Raw genomic sequence first — 12491 nt, 5'->3', positions numbered from 1 at the left:
GAGCCTACTGACCCCTTGATTTACCTCACCCCGCAGGCAGGAAGGTCAGCTCCTTGAGTTCGGTGATGAACTTCCCGTCCGCATCTTCACCCAGCTGAGTGATCCAGATGATGAAGTACTGACCCTGCTGCGGCTGCTGCAGCGCGATGGTCGATTCACCCGCCGCGAGATCCCCGGTGCCGACGACCTTGGTCTCGTCGAGCTTCGGGTTCTTCTTGTCGGCGGAGCGGATCTCGACCTTCGAGCCGGGGCTTGCCGAGTCGATCTTGATCTGGCTGAGGTTGATCGGGTCCTTGAAGGTCACGACCACCCCGACACCGTCCTTGAGCACCGGGAACTGCTTGTCGTACTCGTCGGTCTTCCAGGAGGTGCCCGCGTCGCCGTCGGTGGTGTTCTTGGCGCGGCCGGGGCTGTCGCCCTTGCTGCCCGGGTTGAAGACGGCGACCGCCGACGGCTTCACCGCGGCGCCCAAGGCGGGTGCCGGCGGCTGCTGGGTGGGCGGCGGCTGCTCGCCCGAAGGCGGCGGAGCCTGTGAAGACGACGACGCGGCGACGTTCAGGTTCGGGCCGCTGGACTTCGATTCGCCCTGGAACAGGTTGATCAGCATCATCCCGCCCCAGGCGAGGATGACCACGGTCGCGACGACCAGCACGGTCACGCCGAACGCCAGCTTCTTGCGCCGCGCGACGTCCTTGACCGGTTTCTTCGTCGTCCAGACCGTGCCGTCCGGCTCGGCCACCGCTTCTTCCTCGCCGACGGCCTTGATGAGCTGGGTGCGCTCCTCGGCTTCGGCGGCCTGGTCCAGGACGCGCAGGATGGCCGCGCTGGTGCGGATGCCGCCGTGGCCGCCGTCCTCGATGGTGCGGACGGCGAGCGAGGACAGCTCGACCGGCACCGTCGGGACCAGTGAGCGCGGCGGGATGACGCGGCCGGTCGGCGCGTGCGGCGCCGCCGGGATCGCGGCAGGCCCGCCGGGCAGGGCCCAGCGGCCGGTCAGCAGCAGGTACAGGACCGCGCCGAGTGCCTTGACGTCGTCGCGAAGGGTCGCTTCGGGCAGCGGACCGGGGAAGGCGAGCTTCAGCGCGCCGTCCGGGGTGAGCCGCAAACGCTGCGGATGATCGAGGCCGAGGACGAGACCGTTCTGGTGCGCGTGGTCGACGGCTTCCGCCAGCGCCTGCACCATCCTGGCCGCCGCGGCGGGCGCCACCGGGCGCTGCGACACCAGGTCGACCAGGTCGCTGCCCTTGGTCCATTCCGCCACGACAACACCGAGCAGTCCTTCACTCGAAGTGACGCCGCTGCCGAGGCTCAGCACGTCGAGGACGCGCGCGACCCCGCCGTGCCCGAACTTCGAAGCGTGCGCGGCACGCTCCAGCGTCCGGCGCGCGAGCCTCGCGGCCTCCGCGTCCGCCGGGTCGCCGACCAGCAGCGTCAGCGCGACATCACGCTTCAGCTGCCCGTCGCGCGCGCGCCAAAGATGCGCGGCGGCTCGTTCGTCCACCCCGAACTGTGCGAGCAGGCGATACCGGCCGTCACCGACGACCCGGCCAGGGGCCAGCGACCCGCCTTGGGCCCGGATGCCCACCTGGCTCGCCTCCCCTGCCTGTTCGCTCCGTCTCGTATCCACCGCACTCTCCCGCGTAGCTCCCGCCCCGAGGGTACCCAGAATACGACGCGTGAACGCGGGCCATCCGTGCGTGAATCGTTATCCGCGCTTGATCAACCGGGTGATCCTCGCCGTGGCGGGCTTCAATTCCTCGACCTTCAAGGCCATGAGCACGCCGAACGACACCACGATGCCGACCATCGTCTGCAGCAGAAGTTTCACCCAGGCATGGAAAGTAGGCCCGAACGAGTCAGGGACGATCTGCCCGGCGAGCCAGGCCGCGCCGACTCCGAGCACACTCGCGACGACCGTGAAGAGGATCACCCCGAGAATCCGCTTGCTCCGGAGATTTCCGAGTGTCACCCACAGCCAAACCTGGCCGAGGATCGCGCCGACGACGAACGTGAGGCCGTTGACCATCATCACGCCGAGCACGATGTTGTCCGGCGAGAGCAACGCGGGGCACAGGTAGAGCAGCGGCACCTTGACCACGGTCATCACGATCATGATCAGCACCGGCGTCCGCGCGTCCTTCATCGCGTAGAACACCCGCATCTGCAGCATGACCAGCGCGTACGGCAGCAGCGCGAACGCACTGATCGCCAGCGCCTCGCCCATCCTCGACGCGTCTTCGACCCGGCCCTTGCCCAAGGTGAACAGGGCGATACCGACCGAACCGCCCACAACGGTCATCACCGCGGAAATCGGCAGGAGTGTCACCGTCGAGATCCGGGAGGCGTACGAGAGGTCGCCGATCAGCTTCTTGTGGTCGCCGTCGGCCGCCGCGCGGCTCATCCTCGGCATGATCGCGGTCAGCAACGACACCCCGATGACGCCGTACGGCAGCTGGAAGAGCAGCCACGCGTTGCTGTACGCGGTCACCCCGCCTTGCGAACCGCTGGTCAGCACCCGGGTCGTGATCGTGTACCCGACCTGGCTGACGGCGACGTAGCCGACGGTCCAGAGGGCGAGCCCGCCGAACTCCTTCATGCGCTTGTCGATGCCCCAGCGCCATTTGAACTTGAACCCGGACCGCAGCAGCGGCGGGATCAGCAGCACCGACTGCGCCACGATGCCCGCGGTCACGCCGAGGCCCAGCGTCAGCAGCTTCGGGTCGGTGATCGACACCGGATCGGTCGAGATGTTCCCCGGCATGATCCACACCACGAGGATCGTGAAGATGACGACCAGGTTGTTGATCACCGGCGCCCAGGCCGTCGGGCCGAAGATGCTCTTCGCGTTCAGCACCGCCGAGAGCAGGGCGAACACGCCGTAGAAGAAGATCTGCGGCAGCAGCAGGTACGCGAACGCGGTGACCAGGTCGGGATTCGCCTGTCCCTTGTCGTCCACGTAGAGCTTGGTGATCAGTGGCGCGGCGAGGACCGCGATGGTCGTCCCGACGACGAGCAGCGTGCCCGCCACCGTGACCAGTCGTTGGGTGTAGGCCTCGCCGCCGTCCTTGTCGTCCTGCGACCGCACGAGCAGCGGGACCACCAGGCTGGACAGCACGCCGCCCATCAGCAGTTCGAAGATGATGTTCGGCATCGTGTTGGCGACGTTGAACGAGTCGTTCTCCACCTGGGCGCCGATGGCCGCGACCAGCAGCAGCTTCCACGCGAAGCCGGTGATCCGGCTGATCAGCGAGGCGATCGCCATCCGGCCGCTGGACTTCGCGAGCGAGGGCGCCTTCGCCGGGGCGGCGACGTCTTGTTCGCCGGTCTCGCCCGGCCGCGGTTTGACCAGCGGCGCGTCCTTGATCGCAGGCATGACCTGCGTGGCGAGCTGGTCGTACGGGCGGAGGACGTCGGGGTCGGCGACCGGCCAGCGCGAGCCCATCGGCACACCGGGGGTGCGCGGGATGAACCGCGTCGCGTCGGGTTCGTCGCGCCGGTCCACCTGCCACGGGCGGACCGGTGGCGGCTGGCGGCGCCCGCGATGCGGCGGGGGCGGCGTCTGGTTCAGCGCCTGCGGCGTCTGTGGTGCCTGTGGCGCCGCCGGACGGCGCTGGGGCGGATTCTGAGCCGGGTTCTGGGTCGGCTGCGGAAGCGGCTGCCCCGGCGGGGGCGGAACCGGCTGACGACGGGTCGGCGGGGGCGGCGTCGGTGACGGAGCCTGCTGCCGGGGCGGCGCCTGGTTGGGCGGCGGGGGCGGCGGTGGGTTCTGGGGCGGCCTCAGCCGCCGTGTCTCGTCGTCTGGTCGGCCCGCGGCTCGCTGACGACGGCCGTCCACCGGCGGCGGGGGTGGCGGTGCCGCACGCCGCGGGCGCTCTCCGCGTTCGGGCGGGAGCTGCTGCGGGGGCGGCTGACGGCGTTCCGCGCGTTCAGGGCGTTCAGGACGTCCTGAACGCTCGGGGCGGCGCACTGGGCCATCGGTGCGACGGGGCGGCGGCGGAGTACCTTCGCGCCGGGGACGGCCTGCACGCTCGGGCGGTACACCCGGCTCTCTTTCCAACGTGCGCCCAATCCTCGGTGCTCGACTACGTGATGCCCGGCGGCATCGTTCGACCCAGGGTAATCGGCAACGGCCGGAAACACTTAAACCTGTGCGTCCTCGGTCACACGAGGGGCGGTTTCGTTCGCCCGATCGGCGCGGGAGTCCTTGATCCTCCGGTAGATCCGGCGGGACGAGAGCAGCAGCAGCGCGCCGGCCGCGGTGACGGTGATGATGATGGTGATCGCGCCGTACTCCGTGGAGGTCAGCTCGAACCGCGCGTCGGTGCCGAGTTTGGTCCCGTCGGGCGTGGTCAGGGACACGTCGACGCTGAACCGGCCCGCTCGCAGCGCCTCGACCGGGAGCAGCTGGTTGATGGCGCCGTTGGCCGGGACGGTCCGCTCCGGGACGGCCGCGGTGGATCGCAGGCCCAAATTGTTCTTGAGCACGATGCGTACGTTGACGCCGACCGGGAGGCCGTTGGTGACGTAGGCGGGCAACGGCGACGCGCCGGAAGCCAGCGCGATGGTCTGCTTCGGCCGCTCCACGGTCACCTGGCTGCGGATCGCCTCGAGGTCGCCGCGGGCGTTGCCGGTGGCGGTCCCGGCGTCCGCGCCGCGCCACGAGGTCGACGCGGCCCGGATGATGGCGAGCCGGACGGGGGCGATCACGTCGGCCGGATTCACCCGTTTCGTTGAATCCATCGTCATCGACGACGACAGGCCCAGGGTCTCGTTGTCGATCTGGGACATCCTCGCGGTGACGTCGCCGCTGGTCGCGGCCGAAACGTCCTGCGGGTCGTAGTTGACCGAGGCCGTCCCGGACGGGCTTTCGCCGAGCAGGTCGGGCAGCGGTGCCGACTTGGCGAGGCCTGTCGCGTAGAAGTCGCCCATCCGCTCCAGGAACGTGGTGAGCTCGGTGCCGGACGCGTCCCAGTGCCGCGGCGGGGCGATCAGCAGCCGTGAGCGTTCCTGCCCCGCGGCCTGCCCGCCGAGCCCGGCGCGGAAGGCGATCGCGCCGAGGCCGTTCTGGGTGCCCCCCGGGCCGTTCAGCGCGGACGTGATCAGCGCGTCGATCGGCTGCGCGCGGAGATCCGTCCCTTCGATCGCGACCCCACTCGAAAGAGGGGAATCGGACTGGAGCTTGCCGGAGTCGGTCAGCACGGTCTTGACGCCCGCCTTGCCGATCGCCTCGACGGTCTGCGAGTCGAGGGCGCCGCCCGGCCAGAGCACGCCGTCCTGCGGCTGGATGCCGAGCAGGTTCTTGATCGTCGCCGCGCCGCCGACCGCACTGGCCAGGAGCGCGGTGTCGGTGGCGTCGCCCGCCCGGACCTTCGTCAGCGCGGTGAGGTCGGCGTCGGCGAACGGGAGGGTGACCACGCACCGGCCCGCGACCAGGGCTTTCAGCTGACCGAGCCAGTTCTTCGCGGCGTCGACGCCCCTACCGGGGACGGGAGCGCCGCCGTTGGCGACCTGGTAGCCGCGGGTCATCCCGTCCACGGTCGCGACCAGGTCGGGATCGATGGCCAGGCACAACGACGACGAGACCTTCGTGTCGGCCTCCGCCGCCCGTGCCGCCGCGACCAGCGAGTCCAGCCGCCCCCCGGCGCCCAGCTCACCGGCCAGCCGCTCGTCGGCCAGAGTCAGCGGACCGCCGAGCGGGGACGAGACGACGTGGACGGTGCTGTTCGCGATCGGCCACAGCAGGCTCGCCGACGGCACCGAGGGCGCTGTCGGCGGACGCGACGAGGGCGCTTTGCCGGGGACACCGAGCACCGGCATCAGCAGGCTGACCGCCGCGAGCCGTTCCGCGCCGCCGAACTCCGGGGTGCCGTTGACGTTGACCAGCAGCGGGTACACGCCGGGCTTCGCGAACTGCAGCTTCGAGGACTGGCCGAGCGGGATGTTCAGGTTCAGCGTCGCGCTCTGACCCGCTTCCAGGCTGTCCGGTTCGAGGTCGACGAACTCGGTCGCGGACTGGTCCTTGAACTTCCCGCCGGCGAGCACGTCGCCGATCTGCTGCTCGCTCTGCAGCCGGGTGCCCTGCTGCAGCCGGACGCTGAGCTTGCGGATCGGCCGGTCGCCGACGTTGGTGACCCGGCCGGTGACGATGAGTGACGTCGAGTTCGTGCCGATCACGCGGGGGTTCAGCTGGTCGAGGTCCACGCGCAGCCGGGGCTGCTCCTGCGCCTGCGCGACCGCGCCGAACAACGCGGGCAGTGCCAGGAACAGGATCGACAGGACAGTGGCGGCAAGCCGCTTCACTCAGGTGCTCCCTCGGCGGTGTGCTGTTGCGCGAAGAGTTCTTTGGCCTTCCGGACCAGCTTGCGCTCGTCGGAGTAGGCGAGGGTGGTCTCCAGGTCGGCGAGCGGCACCCAGGCGACCTCGGTCACCTCGACATCCTCGTCCGAAAGTTCGCCGCCGGTGGATTCCAGGATGAAATGGTGCACCGTCTTGTGCACCCGTCGTCGCTCGGCCACGAACCAGTAGTCGATGGTGCCGAGGGGCTCGAGGACCCGCGCGGAGATGCCGGTCTCTTCCTTCACCTCGCGCACCGCGGTCTGCTCCACCGTCTCACCGTCCTCGATGTGGCCCTTCGGCAGCGACCACAGCAGTCTGCCGTGCCTGTCGAGCCGCCCGATCAGCGCGGCGTTGGCCCGCTCGACGTCGACGACGAGGCCGCCGGCCGAGGTTTCGTCGACCGTGGTCAGCCGCCTTCCCCGCCTGCGCCTCCGCCGGCGGCCCGGCTTCGAAGCGCCGGAGCGGCCGGCTGATCCAGACATGCTGCGATGCTAGAGCAAACGGCGGTACGGGTACGCTGGCTCTCCGTGCCCGTGTTGGGCCGGGTCGTAGTAAGTGTCTCGGTAAGTACATCCAAATCGTGGTGGGATTGTCGTGAACAAGGTGGTCGCCGGGCAGGCGATTGCGGGGAAGAGCACTGCGATGCAGAACGCTGTGACGGAGCTGATGCGCATCTCCCCGCTGGCGGACGAGCTCGCGAAGCTCTTCGCCAAGGCGGGTTACAAGCTGTACCTCGTCGGCGGGAGCGTCCGCGACATGATGCTCGACAGGCTGTCGAGCGACCTCGACTTCACCACCGACGCGCGGCCGGACCAGGTGCTCAAGATCGTCGGTGCCTGGGGCGACGCGGTGTGGGACGTCGGTATCGCGTTCGGCACGGTCGGCGTGACCAAACAGGGCATGACCCTGGAGATCACCACGTTCCGCGCGGACAACTACGACCGCGTCGGCCGCAATCCCGAGGTCACCTTCGGCGACAGCATCGACGGCGATCTGCTCCGCCGTGACTTCACGGTCAACGCGATGGCGATCGACCTGGCGAACCAGACCTTCGTCGACCCGTACGACGGGCTCCAGGCGTTGCGGGACCGGGTGCTCGACACGCCCGCGACCCCGCAGGAGTCCTTCGCCGACGATCCGCTGCGCATGCTGCGGGCCGCGCGGTTCTCCGCGCAGCTCGGCTTCACCGCGGCGCCGCGGGTGATCGACGCGATGACGTCGATGGCCGAGGAGATCGACCGGATCACCGCCGAGCGCGTCCAGGCCGAGCTGTCGAAACTGCTGCTGGCGGACGACCCCCGGCCGGGTATCGAGCTGCTGGTCGACACCCGCCTCGCCGACCGCGTGGTGCCCGAGGTGCCCGGGATGCGGCTGGCGATCGACGAGCACCACCAGCACAAGGACGTCTACCAGCACTCGCTGACCGTGCTCGCGCAGGCGATCGACCTGGAGAAAACGCACGAACCGACGTCCGAGCCGGATCTGATCCTGCGGCTCGCGGCGCTCCTGCACGACGTCGGCAAGCCCGCGACGCGCGAGTTCCAGCCCGGCGGCGGCGTGAGCTTCCACCATCACGAGGTCGTCGGCGCGAAGATGGCGCGCAAGCGTTTGCGTGCCCTGAAGTTCTCGAAGGAGATCATTCAGGACGTCAGCCAGCTCGTGTTCCTGCACCTGCGGTTCCACGGGTACGGCAAGGGCGAGTGGACCGATTCGGCGGTGCGGCGCTACGTCACCGACGCGGGTGACCTGCTGCCCCGGCTGCACAAGCTGGTGCGCGCGGACTGCACCACGCGCAACCGGAAGAAGGCGGCCGCGCTGCAGGCGACGTACGACGACCTCGAGCGGCGGATCGAAACGATCCAGGCGCAGGAGGACCTCGACCGGGTCCGGCCGGACCTCAACGGCGAGGAGATCATGCGGATCCTCGACCTCAAGCCGGGGCCGGACGTCGGCAAGGCGTGGAAGCACCTGAAGGAACTGCGGCTCGACCGCGGTCCGCTGGAGCACGACGACGCCGTCGCCGAATTGAAGAAGTGGGCCGCCGAGAACGGTGTCGGCGGCTAGCGTCTTCACCCATGGGGGTCAGAGCGAAGCTCGCCATCGGCCTGGTGGTGCTGGCGCTGGTCGCGACCTGCGCGGGTATCGCGGTGTTCTCCGGCCGTCCGGTCGCCGCGCCGGTGCCGAAGGACTTCTCGTGCGATCCGAAGCCGGTCCAGGCTGTCGTCTTCGCGCAGCCGGCCGAACCCGCCCCGCCACTGCGCCGCGACGGATTCGACGAGCTGTTCCGGACCGGCCGTGAGGTCCTGGCGGGCAAGGAACCCGCCGTCGTGGAGGTCGTCGAACTCGGCGCCCTCGACCTGCCCAGCGGCCGGGTGCTCGGCGGCGACCCGACCACCATCAACGACCTCACCGAGCCGCCGGTGCCGTTCGTCGTCCGCGTGCCGCCGGGGGCGTACCCGGTTTCCGTGGCGAAGGTCCGGATCGCGGGTCCCACCGAGCACCTGCGGGTCGTGGCGGCCCGGCTGACGATCCGGCCGGAGCCGGTCACCCGCTGGGAGCTCGCGCTGGTCAAGGGCGAGGATCCGGCGAAACTGGGGCCGAACGAGTTCTACGGATACGGCGTCGACGCCGGGCTCGGCGCCTTCGTCGACGCGGACGCGGTCCCGGCGCTGTGCCGTCTCGTCGGAGAAGACCTGGAAGGTCCGCTGATCAAGGCGCTCGACGGTCCGGAGGCGGCACTCGTCCGCGATCCGGTCAGCGGGCTGAACGTCTCCGCGTTCGGCTCCGGCTGGGGAGACGGCAGCTATCCGACCTGGATCGGCTACACGGCGAAGGGCGATGTCGCCCGGTTCGTCACGGATTTCCACGTCATCAGCTGAGATAAACACCGTTGGTCTCTGGATCCACATGGAGTAAACGGCGATACTCCTGCCGGTGCTCCTGGTAGGGGGAAAATCCATGGCGAAGCGGCCGCCCAGTTTTCTGGTGACGTTGCTGCGTCGAGGCGCGCCCGCGCTGGCCACGGCGACGAGTGAGCTGTCCGACGAGGTCGGCGACCCGACGCCGATCCGCGCGCTCCGGCGCATCCAGCAGATGTCGGGTCCCGTCGACCCGGCGCATCGCGACAACCTCCTGCTCCGGGCCGCCCGCTACGTCGCGCTCGTCCCACTGGTCTACCGGCTCTTCGCGGTTCCCGGCGCGTTCGGCGTCTACGTCTCCGCGCACGGCATGACCGGGATCGGCCCGGTCGGGCTGGTGACGCTGGGGTCGGTCGCGCTGAGCCTGTACGGGATCCGCTGGATGCTGCGCTCGGCGCCGTTCCAGCCGCACCACGCGGCCCGGCTGCTGGCCGTCGACCTCGTGTTCACGCTGCTCGCGCCGCTGGCCATCGGCGCGCTCGTGCCGGGTTCGGTGTTCACCGAGGCGATGGCGGTGCCCGGCAAACATCTGCTCGGCGAGGTCGCGTTGCTGGCACTGGCGCTGGGCATGCCCGCCGCCGCGGCACTGGCCATCGTCGGCTTCCCGATCCGGATGCTCGCGTCCCTGTTCGCCACCGGCCACGGCGCGCCCGGCGACGCGCTGGCCACCTTCCCGTCGATCCTCGGCGTGCTCTTCACCGCGACCGGAGCGCTCGTGCTGATCGGGCTCGGCACGCGGCTCGCCCTCGCGTACGGCATCCGCAACGGACGGCTCGCCGAACGCGCCCGCCAGCACCGGGTGCTGCACGACTCCGTGCTGCAGACCCTCGAAGCGATCGCGCTGGCCAACAAGGAAGACCCGGCCGAGCGGCTCGCCGAGGTGCAGCGGCTCGCGCGGGCGCAGTCGATGGAGCTGCGGCAGACGATCGAGACCGAGGCTTCGGAACGGTCGGAGGCAGGCTCCCGGCCACTGGGCGAGAAACTGGCGTCGCTGGCGGCGGAGATGGCGCGGGACGGCCTGCGCGCCCAGCTCGTGATCGCCGAACTCGACGACGACACCCTCTCGGAGGTCCGGCAGATCGCCATCCGCGACGCCGTCCGCGAGTCCCTGCGCAACACCCTCAAGCACGCGGGGACGGACAAGGTCGTCGTGCGCGTCGAAGAGCAGGAAGGCGGCGTCGCGGTGATCACCCGCGATCACGGTGCCGGGTTCAGTCTCGACTCCCGGCCCGCCGGTTTCGGGATCAGCGAGTCCATCACCGCCCGGTTGAACGAGGTCGGCGGGACCGCCAGGGTGGAGTCCGCTCCGGGCAATGGCACCAGAGTCACCCTCTGGGTGCCGTTCTGACGGTAAACAGGAGAACATGAAGAAAACGGACGTCCTGGCCAAAGCGCTCACCGCGTACCGCGACGGTGACCGGGCCAAGGCAGCTGACCTCGCCGAGCGGGCCGGATCCACGCTCGGCATCGAACTGCACCGGTACCTGACCGAAGGCGGCGGCGGAGGTGTCTACGACCAGCCCGCCGCGTTCACCGCGTTCATCCGCGGCGGCGGGAACGTCAAGCTCTACCGCCAACTCAGCGCGATGCTCGCCAAGCGCTACGGAAGCGTCGGCTCACTGCTCGACCTCGGCTGTGGCGACGGGCTCGCCGTCATCCCCGCCCTCGAACAGGCGGACCGGCAGCCGGGCCGGATCGACCTCGTCGAGCCGTCGGGCGCGCTGCTCGCCGAAACGCGCAAGCACCTCGACGGCACCCACGGTCTGCATACCTGGGACGACACCGCGCAGGAGTTCCTCGCCCGTGACGACGACAGGCAGTGGCAGCTGACGCAGTCGACCTTCGCGCTCCAGTCGATCCCGACCGCCGAGCGCACCGAGGTCCTGCGGGCGCTCAGGCCCCGCACCGCCTGCCTGGTGCTCGCCGAGTTCGACGTGCCCGAGTACGACGAAGACTCCGACGAGTACCTGCTTTCGCTGGTCACGCGCTACGAACGCGGGATCTCGGAGTACGGCAAGGAGGCGTCGCTGGTGGCGCAGGGATTCCTGCTGCCGATCCTGCTGGGCCTGGTCAAACCTGGCGCGGACCGGACGAACTGGGAGCAGCCCGCCACCGATTGGGCTTCGCAGCTCAAGGAAGCGGGCTTCACCGGCATCCGGATCGAGCCGCTGGCCGACTACTGGTGGTCTCCCGCGGTGCTCATCACCGCGTCCTGAGTTTGGCTACGTTGGGGGCATGGGGATCTTGCTTTCCGCGCTCGAACTCGCCGTCGTCGAAGAGGGCCGCGCGGCCACCGAAGTACTCGCGTCGACGGCCGCCGTCGCCGGGAAACTGGAGGAACTGGGATATCACCGGGTCTGGATCGCGGAGCATCACGGTTCGCCCGCCATCGCGACGTCCTCGCCGCCGGTGCTGGCCGCGCATCTGGCGGCGGTGACGTCGGCCATCCGGATCGGGTCCGGCGGGGTGATGGCGCCGAACCACGCCCCGCTCGCGATCGCCGAGCAGTTCGCGACGCTTTCCGCGCTGCACCCCGGCCGGATCGACCTCGGCGTCGGGCGTGGTCCCGGCACCTTCGACGAGAAGATCATCCGCGCGCTGCGGCGGGGCGCGGATCCGGCGACGGACGACGAGTACCGCGCCGACGTCGCCGAGCTGCTGCGGCACCTGGCCGGGGAGACCGGGATCCGGGTGCTGCCCGGCGAGGTGCCGACGCCGGAACCGTGGCTGCTGTGTTCGAGCGCGGCCGGTGCCGGGCTCGCCGCCGAGCTCGGCCTGCCGATCGCGGTCGCGCACCACATCCGCCCGCAGAACACGGCCGAGGTACTGCAGGCCTACCGGGAGAACTTCAAGCCGTCCCAGTGGCGCGAGAAGCCGTACGTGATCCTCTGCGTCGAGACCATCTGCGCGGACACGGACGCCGAAGCGGCGTACCTCGCCGGTCCGTGCGCGGTGATCAAGTCGTACCTGCTCAAGGGTGAAGGTGGTGATCTCGCCTTCCCGACCTTGCGGCAGGCGGCGGCCCACGAGTTCGCGCCGGAGTCGGCGGAGCTGATCGCGCAGTTCACCGCCGTGCAGGCGCACGGCGGGCCGGAGAAGGCGGTGAGTTCGCTGAAGAACCTCGCCGAGGCCACCGGTGCCGACGAGCTGATGCTGACGACACCGGTGTACGACCCGGGTGCGCGGGCGAGGTCCTACGAACTCGTCGCCAAGGCGTTCTAGGACCGCATCCAGAGG

General features: G+C 69.9%; 10 protein-coding genes. 5 read left to right on the top strand and 5 right to left on the bottom strand.

All coding sequences use genetic code 11. The features are described 5' to 3' along the window. Window positions 1–25 precede the first annotated feature (25 nt). From ACLJRM_RS09335 to ACLJRM_RS09315, 5 genes are all read right to left on the bottom strand, one after another. Complete coding sequence (locus tag ACLJRM_RS09335) at window positions 26–1585, bottom strand: protein kinase family protein (RefSeq protein ID WP_174720571.1); 1560 nt, start codon at window positions 1583–1585, stop codon at window positions 26–28. Window positions 1586–1705: 120 nt separating this feature from the next. Beyond that, a complete protein-coding gene (murJ, locus tag ACLJRM_RS09330; protein WP_410662773.1) occupies window positions 1706–3835 on the bottom strand; it encodes a murein biosynthesis integral membrane protein MurJ in 2130 nt (709 codons plus the stop codon). Next, entirely contained in the window at window positions 3778–4041 is a 264-nt protein-coding gene (locus ACLJRM_RS09325; RefSeq protein WP_410662772.1) for a hypothetical protein, read from the bottom strand. Before ACLJRM_RS09325 ends, murJ begins: the two co-directional genes overlap by 58 nt. Before the next feature lie 99 nt (window positions 4042–4140). Next, a complete protein-coding gene (locus ACLJRM_RS09320; protein WP_410662771.1) occupies window positions 4141–6300 on the bottom strand; it encodes a DUF6049 family protein in 2160 nt (719 codons plus the stop codon). After that, window positions 6297–6818, bottom strand: coding sequence for an NUDIX hydrolase (locus ACLJRM_RS09315; protein ID WP_101611562.1), 522 nt, complete (start codon window positions 6816–6818; stop codon window positions 6297–6299). Before ACLJRM_RS09315 ends, ACLJRM_RS09320 begins: the two co-directional genes overlap by 4 nt. Before the next feature lie 160 nt (window positions 6819–6978). On the opposite strand from ACLJRM_RS09315, the gene ACLJRM_RS09310 reads away from it, so the two are divergent. The 5 genes from ACLJRM_RS09310 (at window position 6979) to ACLJRM_RS09290 (ending at window position 12476) form a co-directional block, all read left to right on the top strand. Further along, a complete protein-coding gene (locus ACLJRM_RS09310; protein ID WP_410662770.1) occupies window positions 6979–8400 on the top strand; it encodes a CCA tRNA nucleotidyltransferase in 1422 nt (473 codons plus the stop codon). Window positions 8401–8411: 11 nt separating this feature from the next. Continuing rightward, entirely contained in the window at window positions 8412–9215 is an 804-nt protein-coding gene (locus ACLJRM_RS09305; protein WP_101611561.1) for a DUF4241 domain-containing protein, read from the top strand. 79 nt (window positions 9216–9294) lie between these two features. Beyond that, on the top strand, window positions 9295–10602 hold the full coding sequence (locus tag ACLJRM_RS09300) for an ATP-binding protein (protein ID WP_101611560.1): 1308 nt from the start codon (window positions 9295–9297) through the stop codon (window positions 10600–10602). 16 nt (window positions 10603–10618) lie between these two features. Further along, window positions 10619–11470, top strand: coding sequence for a class I SAM-dependent methyltransferase (locus tag ACLJRM_RS09295; RefSeq protein WP_101611559.1), 852 nt, complete (start codon window positions 10619–10621; stop codon window positions 11468–11470). A 19-nt stretch (window positions 11471–11489) separates the two neighbouring features. Beyond that, the gene (locus ACLJRM_RS09290; protein WP_410662769.1) at window positions 11490–12476 is read left to right on the top strand and encodes an LLM class flavin-dependent oxidoreductase; all 987 of its coding nucleotides are present in this window, start codon (window positions 11490–11492) and stop codon (window positions 12474–12476) included. Window positions 12477–12491 lie beyond the last annotated feature (15 nt).

This window comes from Amycolatopsis sp. lyj-84, from assembly GCF_046549075.1.
In the GTDB taxonomy this organism is placed as follows: Bacteria; Actinomycetota; Actinomycetes; order Mycobacteriales; family Pseudonocardiaceae; genus Amycolatopsis.
Note: the sequence above shows the minus strand (reverse complement) of the source record. Positions and strands in the feature narration are given on the sequence as shown.

Excerpts from the sequence above, each read along its gene's own strand:
- ACLJRM_RS09315 (WP_101611562.1), bottom strand. The coding sequence starts at position 6,818 with ATGTCTGGATCAGCCGGCCGCTCCGGCGCTTCGAAGCCGGGCCGCCGG.
- ACLJRM_RS09310 (WP_410662770.1), top strand. The coding sequence starts at position 6,979 with ATGCAGAACGCTGTGACGGAGCTGATGCGCATCTCCCCGCTGGCGGAC.
- ACLJRM_RS09305 (WP_101611561.1), top strand. The coding sequence starts at position 8,412 with ATGGGGGTCAGAGCGAAGCTCGCCATCGGCCTGGTGGTGCTGGCGCTG.
- ACLJRM_RS09300 (WP_101611560.1), top strand. The coding sequence starts at position 9,295 with ATGGCGAAGCGGCCGCCCAGTTTTCTGGTGACGTTGCTGCGTCGAGGC.
- ACLJRM_RS09295 (WP_101611559.1), top strand. The coding sequence starts at position 10,619 with ATGAAGAAAACGGACGTCCTGGCCAAAGCGCTCACCGCGTACCGCGAC.
- ACLJRM_RS09290 (WP_410662769.1), top strand. The coding sequence starts at position 11,490 with ATGGGGATCTTGCTTTCCGCGCTCGAACTCGCCGTCGTCGAAGAGGGC.